This window comes from Nocardioides sp. GY 10113, assembly GCF_004919105.1.
Taxonomy (GTDB): domain Bacteria; phylum Actinomycetota; class Actinomycetes; order Propionibacteriales; family Nocardioidaceae; genus Nocardioides.
Window position 1 is genome coordinate 46,899 of the sequence record NZ_STGK01000017.1, and the last position, 14,083, is coordinate 60,981.

16 protein-coding genes are annotated in these 14,083 nt (G+C 73.1%); 7 read left to right on the forward strand and 9 right to left on the reverse strand.

What is annotated here, in order from left to right:
* Positions 1 to 185: 185 nt before the first annotated feature.
* Positions 186 to 1,376 carry an acyl-CoA dehydrogenase family protein gene (locus E8D34_RS17650; protein WP_136595979.1) on the reverse strand — a complete coding sequence of 397 codons (1,191 nt, stop codon included), beginning with the start codon at positions 1,374 to 1,376 and terminating at the stop codon, positions 186 to 188.
* A gap of 29 nt (positions 1,377 to 1,405) precedes the next feature.
* A complete protein-coding gene (locus E8D34_RS17655) occupies positions 1,406 to 2,293 on the reverse strand; it encodes an oxygenase MpaB family protein (protein WP_206056783.1) in 888 nt (295 codons plus the stop codon).
* Between the two features lie 81 nt (positions 2,294 to 2,374).
* Here E8D34_RS17655 and E8D34_RS17660 point away from each other — a divergent pair, with 81 nt between their 5' ends.
* Positions 2,375 to 2,983: a TetR/AcrR family transcriptional regulator gene (locus tag E8D34_RS17660; RefSeq protein ID WP_136595980.1), complete on the forward strand. Its 609-nt coding sequence runs from the start codon at positions 2,375 to 2,377 to the stop codon at positions 2,981 to 2,983.
* Between the two features lie 35 nt (positions 2,984 to 3,018).
* On the opposite strand, the gene E8D34_RS17665 is transcribed toward E8D34_RS17660, so the two are convergent.
* Positions 3,019 to 3,786, reverse strand: coding sequence for a DUF1684 domain-containing protein (locus tag E8D34_RS17665; protein ID WP_240771435.1), 768 nt, complete (start codon positions 3,784 to 3,786; stop codon positions 3,019 to 3,021).
* A gap of 225 nt (positions 3,787 to 4,011) precedes the next feature.
* Here E8D34_RS17665 and E8D34_RS17670 point away from each other — a divergent pair, with 225 nt between their 5' ends.
* Together E8D34_RS17670 and E8D34_RS21590 are read left to right on the forward strand one after the other, a co-directional pair.
* Positions 4,012 to 4,551: a PAS domain-containing protein gene (locus E8D34_RS17670; protein ID WP_206056784.1), complete on the forward strand. Its 540-nt coding sequence runs from the start codon at positions 4,012 to 4,014 to the stop codon at positions 4,549 to 4,551.
* On the forward strand, positions 4,551 to 5,531 hold the full coding sequence (locus E8D34_RS21590) for a methyl-accepting chemotaxis protein (protein ID WP_136595983.1): 981 nt from the start codon (positions 4,551 to 4,553) through the stop codon (positions 5,529 to 5,531). The genes E8D34_RS17670 and E8D34_RS21590 overlap by 1 nt, the downstream gene beginning before the upstream one ends.
* Positions 5,532 to 5,564: 33 nt before the next feature.
* Here the strand turns inward: E8D34_RS21590 and E8D34_RS17680 are convergent, their stop codons facing one another.
* On the reverse strand, positions 5,565 to 6,548 hold the full coding sequence (locus E8D34_RS17680; protein ID WP_136595984.1) for a 5'-3' exonuclease H3TH domain-containing protein: 984 nt from the start codon (positions 6,546 to 6,548) through the stop codon (positions 5,565 to 5,567).
* 5 nt (positions 6,549 to 6,553) lie between these two features.
* The gene (locus E8D34_RS17685; protein ID WP_136595985.1) at positions 6,554 to 6,949 is read right to left on the reverse strand and encodes a hypothetical protein; all 396 of its coding nucleotides are present in this window, start codon (positions 6,947 to 6,949) and stop codon (positions 6,554 to 6,556) included.
* Between the two features lie 197 nt (positions 6,950 to 7,146).
* On the opposite strand from E8D34_RS17685, the gene E8D34_RS17690 reads away from it, so the two are divergent.
* Positions 7,147 to 7,341 carry a CsbD family protein gene (locus E8D34_RS17690; protein ID WP_136595986.1) on the forward strand — a complete coding sequence of 65 codons (195 nt, stop codon included), beginning with the start codon at positions 7,147 to 7,149 and terminating at the stop codon, positions 7,339 to 7,341.
* A gap of 601 nt (positions 7,342 to 7,942) precedes the next feature.
* Here E8D34_RS17690 and E8D34_RS21420 read toward each other — a convergent pair.
* Entirely contained in the window at positions 7,943 to 8,425 is a 483-nt protein-coding gene (locus E8D34_RS21420; RefSeq protein WP_136595987.1) for a hypothetical protein, read from the reverse strand.
* Positions 8,426 to 8,485: 60 nt separating this feature from the next.
* Between E8D34_RS21420 and E8D34_RS21425 the strand changes: the two genes are divergently transcribed.
* Complete coding sequence (locus E8D34_RS21425) at positions 8,486 to 8,818, forward strand: DUF4031 domain-containing protein (RefSeq protein WP_136595988.1); 333 nt, start codon at positions 8,486 to 8,488, stop codon at positions 8,816 to 8,818.
* A 65-nt stretch (positions 8,819 to 8,883) separates the two neighbouring features.
* Here E8D34_RS21425 and E8D34_RS17705 read toward each other — a convergent pair whose 3' ends face one another.
* Positions 8,884 to 10,410 (reverse strand): carboxyl transferase domain-containing protein, encoded by a 1,527-nt coding sequence (locus E8D34_RS17705; RefSeq protein ID WP_136595989.1) that lies wholly within the window; start codon positions 10,408 to 10,410, stop codon positions 8,884 to 8,886.
* Between the two features lie 182 nt (positions 10,411 to 10,592).
* Here E8D34_RS17705 and E8D34_RS17710 point away from each other — a divergent pair, with 182 nt between their 5' ends.
* Entirely contained in the window at positions 10,593 to 11,597 is a 1,005-nt protein-coding gene (locus E8D34_RS17710; protein WP_136595990.1) for a beta-ketoacyl-ACP synthase III, read from the forward strand.
* A gap of 61 nt (positions 11,598 to 11,658) precedes the next feature.
* Here the strand turns inward: E8D34_RS17710 and E8D34_RS17715 are convergent, their stop codons facing one another.
* Together E8D34_RS17715 and E8D34_RS17720 are read right to left on the reverse strand one after the other, a co-directional pair.
* Positions 11,659 to 12,396 (reverse strand): glucose 1-dehydrogenase, encoded by a 738-nt coding sequence (locus E8D34_RS17715; RefSeq protein WP_136595991.1) that lies wholly within the window; start codon positions 12,394 to 12,396, stop codon positions 11,659 to 11,661.
* 55 nt (positions 12,397 to 12,451) lie between these two features.
* Positions 12,452 to 13,537: a diacylglycerol kinase gene (locus tag E8D34_RS17720; RefSeq protein WP_136595992.1), complete on the reverse strand. Its 1,086-nt coding sequence runs from the start codon at positions 13,535 to 13,537 to the stop codon at positions 12,452 to 12,454.
* 128 nt (positions 13,538 to 13,665) lie between these two features.
* On the opposite strand from E8D34_RS17720, the gene E8D34_RS17725 reads away from it, so the two are divergent.
* On the forward strand, positions 13,666 to 14,049 hold the full coding sequence (locus E8D34_RS17725; protein ID WP_136595993.1) for a hypothetical protein: 384 nt from the start codon (positions 13,666 to 13,668) through the stop codon (positions 14,047 to 14,049).
* Positions 14,050 to 14,083 lie beyond the last annotated feature (34 nt).

Genomic DNA, 14,083 nt, shown 5'->3' on the forward strand with positions numbered 1-14,083 from the left:
AGTCAGCAGGAACTCCCTGCCGACTCGGCGTCTGTCCTGCCAGCTTCTGCCGAGTCGCGATGTGCTCGGTCCGTCCGGGACCAGAGCCGCCGTAGGCCGCCAGGTGGCCGGAACCACTGCGGCGGCCAGCTGCGCGGCCGGCAGCGTGGCCGAGCGAAGCCAGAGCCACGCTCGGCCCATCCGACTCAGTAACTCTTGGGCAGCCCCAGCATCTGGGTCCCGATGTGCGCGAGCACCAGCTCCTCGGCGACCGGGATGTTCTTGGCGATCCGGGCGTCCCGGAAGATCCGTTCCACCGGGTACTCCTTGGAGTAGGCCATGCCGCCGAGGGTCTGGAAGGCCTGGTTGGCGGCCTCCCAGCCCACCTGCGCGCCGGTCAGCTTGGCGACGTTCGCCTCGTTGCCGCAGGGGCGGCCCTGGTCGAAGAGCCAGGCCGCGTGGTACGTCATCAGCCGGCCGAGCTCGGCCTTCGCCTTGAGCTGCGCGAGGGGGAACTGCAGGCCCTGGTTGGCGCCGATCGGGCGGCCGAAGACCTCGCGCTCGCGGGCGTAGTCGCAGGCGATCCGCAGGGCCGCGTCCGCCGTGCCGACGCCGCCGGCGGCGGCCAGGATCCGCTCGGGGTTGAGCACGTCCCAGAGCACCGCGAAGCCGGCGTCGACCTCACCGATGACGTTCTCCGCGGGCACCCGCACCTCGTCGAAGAAGACCTGTGAGGAGTGCAGGATGTTGCTGCCCATCTTCGGGATCGGGGTGTAGGAGAGCGTTCCGTCGGCCAGCGCCTGCTTCACGTCGACGAGGAGGAGCGTGAACCCGGCGGTCCGGGGGAGACCTCGCGCCTTCGTCTCGGCCGCGGGGATCGTGCGCGTGACGGCGACCATCCAGTCGGCGTTCTCGACGTTCGAGATCCAGACCTTCTGGCCCTTGACCACGAACTCGTCGCCGTCGCGCCTCGCCGCGGTCGTGATCTCGATCGCGTTCGAGCCGGCGTCGGGCTCGGTGAGCGCCAGGCAGAACTGGATCGTGCCGTCGGCCAGGCCGGGCAGGATCCGCTGCTTCTGCTCGTCGGTGCCGTGTCGGGTCAGCGTCATCGCCCCGAATCCCGGGGTGGTGACGTAGAAGAAGGTGCCGGCGACGCCGCCGGAGGCGCACAGCGTCATGTTCGCCACGGCCAGCTCGAGCAGGCCCTGCCCGCCGCCGCCGTACTCCTCGGGCACGCAGAGCCCGAACCAGCCGCCCCGGCCGAGGTCGTCGAAGACCTCCTGCGGGAACCGGTGCTGCTCCTCGCACCGCGACCAGTAGGCGTGGTCGTACTTGGCGGCGACGGCGGCCACGCCCTCGCGGACGGCGAGGGCGGACTCGGGCAGGTCGAAGTCCATCGAGGCTCCTGTGGACGAGGGATGGTCGGTCAGAGGATCGGGCGGCCGAGACGGCGGCGGAGCCGGAAGTCGAGCAGGTAGGCGTTGAACGGGAAGCTCCTGACCGGTCGGGGGAGTGCCGCCTCAAACCGGCCGAGGAGCCGCATCAAGCGGTCGAAGCGGCGCTGCTGACGGTCGTTCCAGGGCAGGCTCATCGCCTCCCGGAAGAGCGGGGGCAGGAAGCCGGTGGTCACGAAGACGAAGAACGGGCCGAGCACGTGGAAGGGCCGCGGGAAGTTCTTGAACCGGACCAGGTGCAGCAGGTGCGCCGCCACCGGTGCGTCGATCCGCACCTCGGCCAGCGACTCCTCCCAGTACGCCGCGAACGCGGCACGGTCCGCGGGCCAGTCGGCGGCCGCCACCTGCAGCGTCGTCCCGAACCGGGCGCCGTACGCGTACAGGGCGTCGGCCTCGGCCTCGGGGAGCGGGCCGTGCATCTTCTCGATCATGTCGACCGTGCCGACGTAGAGGCAGGCCGCGACCCACTGCTGGAGCCGGGGGTCCATCGCACGGTAGGCGACCGGCTCGCCCTCGTGGGAGTAGACCTGAGCGTGCGCCCCGTTGATCTCCTTGCGGAACGCCGCGCGCTCCTCGTCGGTGCCGAGCATCGCCACCGCGAGGTAGGTGAACGTGGTGCGGCCGCGCTTGAACGGGCGCTTCACGGCGTTGCCGCTGTCGACGCGGCTGTTCATCACGCCGTACCCGACGCTGGGCCAGGCCAGCTGCATCACGACGTTGGCGGGACCGGCGAGGTGGGCGCCGATCCCGGAGAGGTGGCCGCGGATGTCGAACCCGGCGGGCACCGGGACGTCGCGCGCCGTGCGCCTCCCGGTCGTGGCGTCGCCGGCGGTGGCGTCGGCGGTGGCGTCGGCGGTCACTGTGGTCCTCTCGGCGCTCTGGTGGAGGTCGACTACCAGGCTAGGCCTTTGTTGGCATGCTGCCAATAGTATGGTCGGGCCATGACCACTGCGGCCGAACCGGCGAAGTCGCGCCGACGGCTCGCACCCGACGAGCGTCGCGAGCAGCTGCTGGTGGCCGCGGAGCGCCTCTTCGCCCAGCGCTCCTACGCCGAGGTCTCCACGACCGAGATCGCCCGGGAGGCGGGCGCCGCGCGGGGCCTGCTCAACCACTACTTCGGTGACAAGCGCGCGCTCTACCTGGAGGTCGTACGGCGGGCCTCGCTGCTGCCGGACTTCGGCGAGGCGCCGTTGGCGGCCGGTCCGCTGCCCGACCGGGTCGACACCGCCGTGCGCTGGTTCCTCGGTCTGATCACTCGCGAGCGCGCCAGCTACCTGACCGTGCGCGCCGCCGAGGGGGTGGGGGAGGACGCCGAGGTGCTGGCGATCCTGGACGAGGCCAGCGACCTCGCTGCCGGGCGGGTGCTGGAGATGGTCGGCGGCGACCCCGCCGACGCCGCCGCGCGCGCCGCCGTCCGCGCGTACGGCGAGCTGGCCCGCGGCGCGATCCGTGAGTGGTCGCGCGACGGTGCGCTCAGCCGGGACCAGGCCCACCTGCTGCTGCGCGAGTGCCTGCTGACGATCGTGCGCGAGGTGCTGCCGGGGCTGTGACGCGCGCGTCCCCGCCGGACCGGGGCTGGCCGGCCTCAGGCGCCGAGCGGCTCCAGCGCGGCCATCACGGGGATCCTCTCGCCCGCCTCGACCGGGAAGGGCAGCGTGTTCGACGCCGGCGGCAGCGGGCAGGTGACGTGCTCGGTATAGGCGCAGGGCATGTTGATCGCGCGGTTGAAGTCCAGCGTCACGGCGCCGCCGTCGCCCGGCGCGGCGGCCACCAGCTGCCGGTTGGCGGCGTAGGTGGTCACCCCGGAGGTCGCGTCGCGGAACAGGAGCCACAGGCTCCCGTCGCCGTTGTCCCAGGCGACGAGCCGGTGCTCGCGACCGAGGTGTGCGAACACCACCTCGCCGACGGCCGGGGCGTTCCCGCCGTCGGCGTACGGGACGAAGAGTGCGGGGAGCGCCCACGCGGGGTCGGCCGGGTAGCAGGGCGTCTCGCGGTAGGCGCGCAGGTGCGGCGCGTCGGCCCGCCGCGGGCGGAGGATGGCTCGGCCGTCGCGATCGGCCACCTCGGCGCTGCCGCCGTCGAAGGAGGCGCGCACGCCCTCGTCATCCAGGTCGCCGACGGTGTGTGTCCCCTCTGTCAGGGCGGCGCCGGAGAGGTCGATCCGCTCGTCCGGGCCGAGGGTGACCGTGACGCCTCGGTCGTCCTGCGCCCAGGCGCCGGGCACGTCCTCGAAGCGCTGCGGTGTCTCGTCGAGCCAGTGCAGGCCGGTGATGGCGAGGTAGCCGTTCGGGCTCCTCAGCCGGGTCTCACGGGCCTCGCGGAACTCATGCCATCCGGGGAGGAACTGCGTCACCCGGCCAGTCTCCCACCTGGTGGCCGAAGGCCGTTCCTCGCCGCCGTCGGCAGCTTGTGGCTGTGGCGCGTGGTGCCGCAGGTGCCCGTGTGATCCGTGCGACATCGCGCATCGGCTCACCCCAGGCGTCCCGGTGCCGATGGGTCGTGCGAGATCGCTCGGGTCGTGTGGCCACACTGCCTGGAGCACATGGGGCGCGTTGGTGCTCACGACGGAGGGAACAAGGTGAGTCGACCCGCGGTGCGTCCGACGGGCGTCGAGAGGACGTTCGGCGCCGACGAGGTGATCGTGACCAAGACCGACCGCGGCGGGCGGATGACCTACGTCAACGACGTGTTCTGCCGGGTCTCCGCGCACCCCGAGCGGGAGATGCTCGGGCAGCCGCACAACATGATCCGTCACCCTGACATGCCTCGCGCCGTCTTCAAGCTGCTCTGGGAGACGATCGACGCCGGGCGGGAGATCTTCGCCCTCGTGCTCAATCTCGCGGGCGATGGTGCGCACTACTGGGTGCTCGCGCACGTCACGCCGACCCGCGACGCCTCCGGCGCGGTCGTCGGCTACCACTCCAACCGCCGGGTGCCCAGCCGCGCCGCGGTGGCCGCCGCTGACGGGCTCTATCGGGAGCTGCGGGCCGTGGAGGCCCGCCACCAGGGCGCGAACGAGGCCGCCGAGGCCGGCTACCAGGCCCTCATGGCGCGGCTGCAGGAAGCCGGACAGACCTATGACGAGTTCGTCTGGTCGCTGATCGAGACGGGGAACTGATGCGGGTGCGCGACCACGGCCCGAGCGCGGCCACCACCACCGCGCGGGACGAGGTGATCCGGGTCCTCGCCGAGACCTTCACCCGGGCCGCCCACGGTGACCTCGAGGCGCGGGTGCCGCTCCTCGACGGCCTCGAGGCCAACCCCGAGCTGGCTGCGCTGCGGTCGGCGGCGAACCTGCTGCTGGACCGCACCGACGCCTTCGTCCGCGAGTCCACCGCCTCCCTGGAGGCCGCCAGCGAGGGTCGCTACCACCGGCGCTTCCTGCTCGGCGGGACCGCGGGCACCTTCCGCTCCGGCGCCGCCACGATCAACGCCGCCGGACGGGCCATGGCCGCCGCGGACGAGCGGGTCCGGACCGCGCACGCGGACCGGCTGGCGCTGGCCGACCGCCTGGAGGCGACCGTCCTGCACGTCGCCGAGCAGGTGGCCTCCGCGTCGGTGGAGCTGTCGGCGACCGCTCAGCACCTGACCGAGTCCACGGCCAGCACCGTGGAGCGGACCGAGGGGACCGGCGCGACGGTCGCTGCGCTCGAGGACTCCTCGGGCCAGATCCAGGACGTGGTCGCGACCATCGCGCGGATCGCGGCCGCGACCCGGCTGCTCGCGCTGAACGCCAGCATCGAGGCGGCTCGCGCCGGGGACTCCGGCCGCGGCTTCGCCGTCGTCGCCAACGAGGTGAAGTCGCTGGCCGACAGCGTGGCCGGCTCCGCGGCCACCATCAGCCGGCAGGTCGCCGACACCCAGGCCGCCGCCGCGCGGTCGGGCGAGGACCTGCGTTCCGTCGCCGACGCGCTGCGTGAGATGGCGCCCCAGGCCGAGGCGATCCGGGTCGCCGTCGACGGCGCGGCCGCCGCGATGGCGGGCGCCGACCGGGCGTTCGTCGGGGAGGTGGCCGCGGACTACCAGGGCCTCGCGCAGCTGGCCGAGCGGCTGCGCGCCGAGGTCGGGGAGTTCCTCGCGCTGATGCGCGACGACTGATCGGGACCCGGACCCGGGTCTTGCTGGAACGCGCTACGCCTGCGACCCGGGCGGCTCGGTCAGCACCCGGAGCGCGAGCTGGCGCGTCGCCTCGACGTTGAGGTGCGCCACCACCCGGGACACCCGCGGCGGGTCGAGCGGGAGCAGCCCGGGCGTCCCCGGCACGTCCGGGGTCAGCGGCAGGTCCAGGTCGTCGCGACCGGACATGATGGCGACGTTGAAGTCGAACCGCTCGCGCGCACCCGGGGCCGAGAGGCGCTGGACCACTCCGGCACCGACCCGCCGGCCGCCCTGCTCCAGGCTCCAGTCGTCGATCGCCGCCGCGACGTTCACGCCGCCGGCGTGCTCGAGGTCGGCCCAGACCGCCGCCATCGGCCCGGCGGCCTCGAGCAGCAGCGCCGCGGACTTCTCCCCGATGCCGGCCACGCCGGGCAGGTTGTCGCTGGCGTCGCCGCGCAGGGCGGCGTACTCCAGGTAGTGCTCGGCGGCGACGCCGTACATGGTCTGCAACCGAGCGGGGTTGAGCAGGGGAGAGGCGTTGATGCCGCCGTTGATCAGCCGCAGCACCTGGGTGTGGTCGCTGATGTGCGCGAAGGAGTCGCGGTCCGAGGTGACGATGACGCACTCCCAGCCGTGCCGTTCGGCCCAGGTCGCGGCGGAGGCGTTGACGTCGTCGGCCTCGAGCCCGGGAGGGGTCATCGCGGCCAGGCCGAGGGCGTCCAGCAGGGCGCCGGCCCGCCCCAGCTGCTCGATCAGCGCCGGGTCCTTGGGCGCCCGGCCGGCCTTGTACTCCGGGTAGCGATCGGCGCGCACCGAGGCCGTGCGGTCGTCGAGTCCGAAGAGCACGGCGTCCGGCTGGAACCGGTCGATCGCCTCGAGGATCTGGCGGAGCATGCCGTGCAGCGCCCACGCGGGTCGGCCGCTGCGGTCGCGCAGGCCCGTCTCGGCGCGCGCGTGGTGGCTGCGGTGCAGGAGCGAGGGGGCGTCGACGGTGAGGAGGAGCTTCTTGCTGCGGATCGGGCCTAGTCCTTCTTGTCGCGGATGGCCTCGACGCCGAGCTTGACCAGCGCCAGCGGGACCAGCAGCGTCGCGAGCGCCGTGACCAGCCAGACGATCACCGTCGCCGCGATCCAGGTCGCGAACCCGTCGATCATGAGCGAGTCGTTGATCAGCGTGGCGACGACGAGCGCGATCAGGGTTGCCAGCAGGGCCGTGCCGCCGAGGAACGCCGAGGCGTGCAGGGCCGCCTGCTTGGTGACGAACGGCAGGATCACCGCCTGCACGACCGAGTAGACGACGACCACGACCAGGAAGCCGGTCGCGTCGAGGGTCATGTCCTTCAGCAGCAGGGTGGCGACCAGGATGCCGACGGCCGACGAGACGAGGAAGACCAGAACTCTCCAGAACAGACGGACCATGCCTACTCCTGTGCTGACCTGCGCCGCAGCGGGCGGGCGCGTGGATGTGTGCCTCATTCCTACCAGGCCCGCGCCGCGGTTGTCGTGAGCCGTGCGCGGGCCGCCCACCAGGCGGTCGGGGTTTGCCGCGGGGGGGCGTCGGGTAGAGGACTGGTGTCCGATGTTGTGACCAGGAAGCCGATCAGGAAGGAGCGGTCATGTCGTTCGCAGACAAGGCCAAGAACACCGCCGAGGACCTGGCAGGCAAGGCCAAGGAAGCCGCCGGGAAGGCGAAGGGCGACGAGGAGCTCGAGGTCGAGGGCAAGGCCGACCAGTCCGAGGCGTCCGTAAAGAAGGCCGGGGAGAGCGTCAAGGACGCTGGCAAGAACGTGAAGGACGCGTTCAAGGGCTGACCCCCGGCGATCAGCATCGATGCCCGCCGCGCGATCGCGCGGCGGGCATCGTCATGTCGGGCATCGTCATGTCGGGCCTCGTCGTGTCGGGACTCGTCATGTCCGGGGCGGTCGACGAGTCCGCGGTGGCCGGGCACCGACGCCAGCCGGGTTCCGGTGCGGTGGGGGTCGTGTGTCCAGGGACCCGCTATGCCGGGGTGTGGGGCACACGACGCGAGTTGGGTTCCGGTGCGGTGGGGGTCGTGTGTCCAGGGACCCGCTATGCCGGGGTGTGGGGCACACGACGCGGGTTGGGTTCCGGTGCGGTGGGGGTCGTGTGTCCAGGGACCCGCTATGCCGGGGTGTGGGGCACACGACGCGAGCCGGGTTCCGGTGCGGTGGGGGGCGTGTGTCCAGGGACCCGCTATGCCGGGGTGTGGGGCACACGACGCGAGCCAGGTTCTGGCGTGGGAGGGGTTGTGTGTCCAGGAACCCGCTATCCCTATGCCTCAGGCACACGACTGGCGCAGGCGCACGCCCCCGACCGGCAACCGACAGACCGTCCGCCGTCTCCGCCCCACGGACCCTCGGCCCGCGGTGGGGCGGAGGCGTGGCGGCAGCGTCAGATCGGGAGCGCGTCGTGGGCGCTCTCGGTGGCAGAGCTGACCTTCTTGGCGGCCTTCCGGCCGGCCCGGCGGGCGCCGTTGAAGAAACCCTGCAGCGCGAGCGTGGTGCCGGCGCCGACCAGCCAGACGTCCTTGGCCAGCGGGGTGCCGGCCTCCGTCGGACGCAGGGAGCCGGGCTTCCGCATCCCGGGCACCTGGAGATAGAGGTTGAGCAGCCCGGCGCCGAACGCGGCGAGCGCGGTGCCGGCCAGCGCGGACGGGACCTTCGGGAACAGCAGGGCACCGCCGAGCGCGACCTCGCCGCAGCCGAGCACCTTGGTCAGGGTCGCGGGCTGCACGCCCTGGAGCTGGGGGTACGCCGTCGATGCGAAGCCGTGCAGCTGCTGCGCGGTCTCCTCGTCGGCGTTGAGCTTGTTGAGCCCGGAGTTGAGGATGAACGCGCCCGTCGCGGCGCGGAGCGGTGCGTGGGTGAGGTTCATGTCGTGAGCCTATGCCGCCAGCGCGGTGTTCAAACCTCGGTCGGGACTAGGGTGCGACGGGTGACCGTGCTGATCGATCCGCCTCAGGTGCCGTGGCGGGGCAGGCTCTGGTCGCACCTGGCCTCGGACGAGTCCTACGAGGAGCTGCACGCCTTCGCCGCTGCGCTCGGCGTTCCGCCTCGCGCCTTCGACGGCGACCACTACGACGTCCCCGCGGAGGCGTTCGAGGCGGCGGTGGCGGCCGGCGCCCAGGTGGTGCGCAGCCGCGACCTGGTACGTCGCCTCACCGCTGCCGGGCTCCGCCGGCGCAAGCGCGCCGTCGAGGTCTCGGTCGAGGTCGAGATCGAGGTGGTCGAGACGGTCGAGATCCGTGTCGACCGCGGCCACCCCTGACGCGCCCTCACCGAGCCCGGAGCCCGAGTCCGGAGCCCGAGCCCGCCGACAGTCCGTCCCCGGCCTCAGCCCGCCGCCGCCCGGAGGGTCGCGGCGATCACCCCTGGCGTCTCGGCGGGGTCGATCACGTCGTCGATCTCGAAGACCCGCGCCACGTTGAGCGCGTGGGCATGGCGCCGCATCGCCGCGGTGTGCTCGGCGACCGCCGCCTCGCGATCATCCTCGGGCAGCGCGGCCAGCTCCTTGGCCATCGACAGCCGTACGGCGCCCTCGAGGCCCATCGGGCCCAGGTGCGCCCCGGGCCAGGCGACGGTCAGCAGCGGGCGGTGGGTGCTGCCGCCCAGCATCGCCTGCGCGCCCAGCCCGTAGCCGCGGCGCAGCACCACGCCGACCAGCGGCACGGTCAGCCGCGACCCGGCGGTGACCATCCGGGAGGACTCCCGGACCAGTCCGGTGCGCTCGGCCTCGGGGCCGACCATGAAGCCCGGGGTGTCGACCAGCGAGACCACCGGCAGCCGCCAGCGCTCGCACAGGCCGAGGAAGTCGGCGGCCTTCGTCGAGGCGTCCGCGGTGAGCGCACCGGCGAGGTGGGTCGACTGGTTGGCCATGACTCCCACGGCGATCCCGTCGACGCGGGCGAAGGCGGTCACCAGCTCGGGCGCCCAGGCCTCGCGCAGCCAGGTCACGCTGCCCTCGTCGCACATCGCCTCGACCACCGGCCGCACGTCGAACGCCTCGCGGTCGTTGTCCGGCAGCATCGTGCGCAGTGCCGCCGGGTCACCGCCGGCGCCCTCGAGCTCGGGCCAGCCCGTGTAGGCCAGGAGTCGCCGTACGACGTCGACGGCCTCCTCCTCGTCGTCGACCACCACGTCCAGCACGCCGTTGGCGGCCTGCTCCTCGACCGGGCCGATCTCCTCGGGGGCGAACTGGCCGAGGCCGCCGCCCGCGATCATCGCGGGCCCGGCCATGCCGAGGTTCGCGTCCGGCGTGGCCACCCGCAGGTCGGCGCACCCGGCGAGCACCGCGTTCCCGGCGAAGCAGCGGCCGGAGACGACCGCGATGCGCGGGGCCGCCCCCTGCAGCTCGCTCCAGAGGGCGAAGGAGCCGACGTCGAGCGCGGAGACGAGCGGGATGTCGACGTCGCCGGGCCGGCCGCCTCCGCCCTCGGTGAAGAAGACCACCGGGAGCCCCATTCGTCCGGCCACCTCGATCAGCCGGTCGGACTTGCGGTGGCCGCGCATCCCCTGGGTGCCGGCCATCACCAGATAGTCGTAGGAGAGCACCGCGCACGGACGGCCGCCGACGGTGGCGGTGCCGCCGATGATGCCGTCGGCCGGCGTCTCGGTGACCAGCTCGGCGAGGTGGCGGCGCTGCTCCTGCGCGGCGGTGACGAACCGGCCGTACTCCACGAACGAGCCGGCATCGACCAGGTCCGCGATGTTCTCCCGAGCGGTACGCCGACCGGCGGCGTGCCAGCGTGCGACCTTGTCGGGACGGGCGGCGTCGGTGGTGAGGTGGCGGCGGGCGAGCAGCTCGGTCAGGCCCTCGGCGGGCTGGCTGTCCGGAACGGCGTCGGGTGTGGCGTCGGTCACCAGGACATCCAACACCGCGCGCGCCGGTGCCGCCGGGGCTGTCCGGATCTCTGCCGGAGGTGACCCAGGCCGCACGCGTCCACGTTCTGCGCACCGTGGCGCGGCCGCCTCGGTGCCACGGAAGTAGCCTGGGAGACAGCCGTCACACCGCGGTCACGCCGTCGTCACCCACAGGAGACACCATGTCGAAGATCAGCCAGCGCCCCGGAGCGGCGGCCACCGCGATGCTGGGTCTCGGCATCTACCGGCCCGAGCGGGTGGTGACCAACGCGGAGATCTGCGAGGTGCTGGACTCCAGCGACGAGTGGATCCAGTCCCGGACCGGGATCCAGCGCCGACGGTTCGCCCGTGAGGACGAGACGGTGATCGACATGGGTGTCGCGGCGGCGGAGGACGCCCTCAAGGCCGCCGGCATCACCGCCGACCAGATCGGCGCGGTGATCGTCGCGTCGACCACGCAGGGGCAGCACACGCCGCACGCTGCGCCGATGCTGGCCGACCGGCTCGGCTCCAGGGCCGCCTCGTTCGACGTCTCGGCCGGCTGCGCGGGCTTCTGCCACGCGCTCTCGGTCGCCTCGGACCTGGTCCGCGGCGGCAGCGCCGAGTACGCGCTGGTCGTCGGCGTCGAGAAGGTCAGCGACTTCCTGGACCCGACCGACCGGTCGACGGCGATGATCTTCGCCGACGGGGCCGGCGCGGTCGTGGTGGGGCCGGCCGACGAGCCCGGCATCGGTCCCGTGGCCTGGGGCTCGGACGGCAGCCAGTCGCAGGTGATCCGGCAGGAGCCGCGCTGCCGCCAGGTCGAGCACGACCAGCAGCCGGTGATCGCGATGGAGGGGCAGGCGGTCTTCCGCTGGGCGCCGTTCAAGATGGCCGACGTGGCCCGCGAGGCCGTCGCCAGCGCCGGCCTCGAGCTCGCCGATCTCGACGCGTTCGTCCCGCACCAGGCCAACATGCGGATCACCGACACCCTGGTCCGCAACCTCAAGCTCCCCGAGGGCATCCCGGTGGCCCGCGACATCGCCGACACCGGCAACACCTCCGCGGCCTCGGTGCCGCTCGCGATCGAGCGGATGGTTCGCGACGGCGAGGCGAAGCCGGGTGACACGGCGCTGCTCATCGCCTTCGGTGCCGGGCTGAGCTACGCCGGCCAGGTGGTCACCCTGCCGCCGGTCGCCGGCCTCTGAGGCACGGCGACCGGGGTCTCGCGGCCAGCTCCGGCGGTACCTCGACCGCCGGAGGCGGCGCTCACGCCTTGTGCGGGATCTGGTTGACGGTGCCGCCGTCCATCACGAACTCCGACCCGGTGGCGTACGACGACTCGTCGCTGGCCAGGAACAGCACGAACGAGGCCACCTCCTCCGGCTGGCCGGGGCGGCCGAGCGGGATCGGGATCATGTCGTCGGGAATGCCCTCGGTGATCGGGGTCCTGATCAGGCCGGGGTGTAGCGAGTTCACCCGGACGCCGTGCGGCGCGAGCTCCATCGCGACCGACTTGGTCAGGCCGCGCAGGCCCCACTTGGACGCGACGTAGCCGTGCGCCCAGGGGGTGCCGCGCAGCCCCTCGATCGAGGAGACGTTGATGATCGAGCCGCCCCCGGCGGCGATCATGGCGTCCGCGCAGGCGCGCATGCCCAGGAACGGACCCGTGAGGTTCACGTCGAGGATCTGCTGCCACTTGTCCATCTTGAAGCGCTGCAGCTGGCCGCCGTTGGCGATGCCGGCGTTGTTGACCAGGACGTCGAGTCGGCCGAGCTCGGCGGTCGCCACGGCGAGCGCGGCCGACCAGTCCTCCTCGTCGGTGACGTCGAGGTGCACGTAGCGCGCGGCGTGACCGAGCTCGTCGGCCAGCGCCTTGCCCTCGGCGTCGAGGATGTCGCCGATCACGACGCTCGCGCCCTCCGCGACGAGCGCCCGCGCGCTGGCGGCGCCGATCCCGCCGGAGCCACCGGTGACCAGCGCCACCTTTCCCTGGACACGTCCCATGGATTCCTCGTTCCTCTCGGTGCTGCTGGCTGGATCAGTGGGTGCAGTGGGTGGATCAGTCGTTCAGGGTGGTGGCGAAGATGCCCTTCGCGGTGCCGAACGGAAGGTCGAGCACGGTCCGGATGCCCGGCTCCGCGGCGACCACGTCGGGGATCGCGTTCACCACGCGACCGGCGCCCGCCGCGATCGCCGCGTAGTTGTGGTCGCCCTTCGCGCTGGTCGGGCACACCTCGACCCGGTACGACGGCTCGCCGGTGATCTCGACCCGGTAGGAGCCGCCCTCCTGGGCCGCCTGCGGCCAGTCGGGACGCAGGTCGGGGCGCAGCCGGGTGGTGTGGTCGACCACCAGCACCTCGCGCCCGCCGACCACGCCGGTGATGGTGAACCGGACCGCGGCGACGGTGCCCTTCGCGATGTGCCCGGCGGCGACGTCGAACGCCTCGGGCGCCGGCTCCTGCTCGAACCACTCGGTGATCTCGTCCAGCTCCAGCCCGAAGCCCGTGGCGAGCTGGCGCAGGGTGACGCCCCAGGCCGAGGCGAGCATGCCCGGCTGGAACAGCATCGGCAGGTCGCCCGGCTCGCGGCCGAAACCCATCACGTCGAACATCACCGGCCCGCCGTCGTACGTCGCGTAGTCCGCGATCTCGGAGCATCGGATCTGCTGCACCGACTGGCAGGTGGAGGCGATCGCGAAGGGGAGGAGGTCGTTGGCCCAGCCGGGGTCGACGCCGCTGACGAAGAGGCTGACGCCCCGCTCGCGGCAGGTCTGCTCCAGTGGGTCGATCATCGACCCCGGCAGGAGGCCCCAGGGGTAGATGAGGGGGACGGGGGAGGTGGCGACCACGTTGGCGCCGGCCGCCAGGCATCGCTCCAGGTCGCCGATCGCCTCGAAGAACCGGGTCTCGGCCAGCGCGCAGTAGACGACGCAGTCCGGGGCCAGCGCGAGCGCCGCGTCGAGGTCGTCCCCGGCCAGCACGCCGGTCGCGACGCCGGCCCCGGCCAGGTCGCCCGCGTCGCGGCCGACCTTCTCGGGATCGGAGACGACCAGCCCGACCAGCTCGAACCGCGGGTCGGCGATCAGCTGCCCCAGGGCGATCCGGCCCACGTTCCCCGTGGCCACGTGCACGACCCGAACAGCCACGCGATCCTCCTCGACCCGGTGGCGGGCAGGGCCCCGCCGATCTGGACAGGTGTCCAGATTAGAACGCGTTCTACTCGGCGTGCAAGGCCTTCGCCGACGGGACGCGATGCATCCGCTACCGTTCGAACATGCGTTCGTCTCCGCGGGAGCCCGGGCAGGACCGGCTGCCGTTCGACGTCGCGCCCCCGGTCGATCCCGTTCCCGCGCCGCGCCGCGCCGTTCGGGCGGCGGCCCCGGCCCGTGGGGCCGACCTGGTGCGCCACCTCGTGGTGGGCGACGGTCTCGCCTCGCGTGGCTGGCCGGCCGGCACCGAGCTGCTGATCGACCCGCGCCGGCGCCCGCGGCGAGGGGAGCCGGCCCTCGCGCGCGTCACCGAACGCGACGTGGTCGGCGTCTTCGACCTCGAGCTCGGGCGGGCCGCGCTGCGCACCGACCGCGGGTCGGTGTGGCTCACGTCCGCGGCGCAGATCGTCGGCGCCGTGGTGCTCGCGGCGCCGCCGCTGGCGGTCTGAGCCGGTCCCCGGGCCGCGGCGACACGCCGGCGCC

What these genes read in the sequence shown, in the direction of transcription:
- E8D34_RS17650 (WP_136595979.1), bottom strand. Translation starts at nt 1,376, where the DNA reads ATGGACTTCGACCTGCCCGAGTCCGCCCTCGCCGTCCGCGAGGGCGTG.
- E8D34_RS17660 (WP_136595980.1), top strand. Translation starts at nt 2,375, where the DNA reads ATGACCACTGCGGCCGAACCGGCGAAGTCGCGCCGACGGCTCGCACCC.
- E8D34_RS21590 (WP_136595983.1), top strand. Translation starts at nt 4,551, where the DNA reads ATGCGGGTGCGCGACCACGGCCCGAGCGCGGCCACCACCACCGCGCGG.
- E8D34_RS17685 (WP_136595985.1), bottom strand. Translation starts at nt 6,949, where the DNA reads ATGGTCCGTCTGTTCTGGAGAGTTCTGGTCTTCCTCGTCTCGTCGGCC.
- E8D34_RS17690 (WP_136595986.1), top strand. Translation starts at nt 7,147, where the DNA reads ATGTCGTTCGCAGACAAGGCCAAGAACACCGCCGAGGACCTGGCAGGC.
- E8D34_RS21420 (WP_136595987.1), bottom strand. Translation starts at nt 8,425, where the DNA reads ATGAACCTCACCCACGCACCGCTCCGCGCCGCGACGGGCGCGTTCATC.
- E8D34_RS17710 (WP_136595990.1), top strand. Translation starts at nt 10,593, where the DNA reads ATGTCGAAGATCAGCCAGCGCCCCGGAGCGGCGGCCACCGCGATGCTG.
- E8D34_RS17715 (WP_136595991.1), bottom strand. Translation starts at nt 12,396, where the DNA reads ATGGGACGTGTCCAGGGAAAGGTGGCGCTGGTCACCGGTGGCTCCGGC.
- E8D34_RS17725 (WP_136595993.1), top strand. Translation starts at nt 13,666, where the DNA reads ATGCGTTCGTCTCCGCGGGAGCCCGGGCAGGACCGGCTGCCGTTCGAC.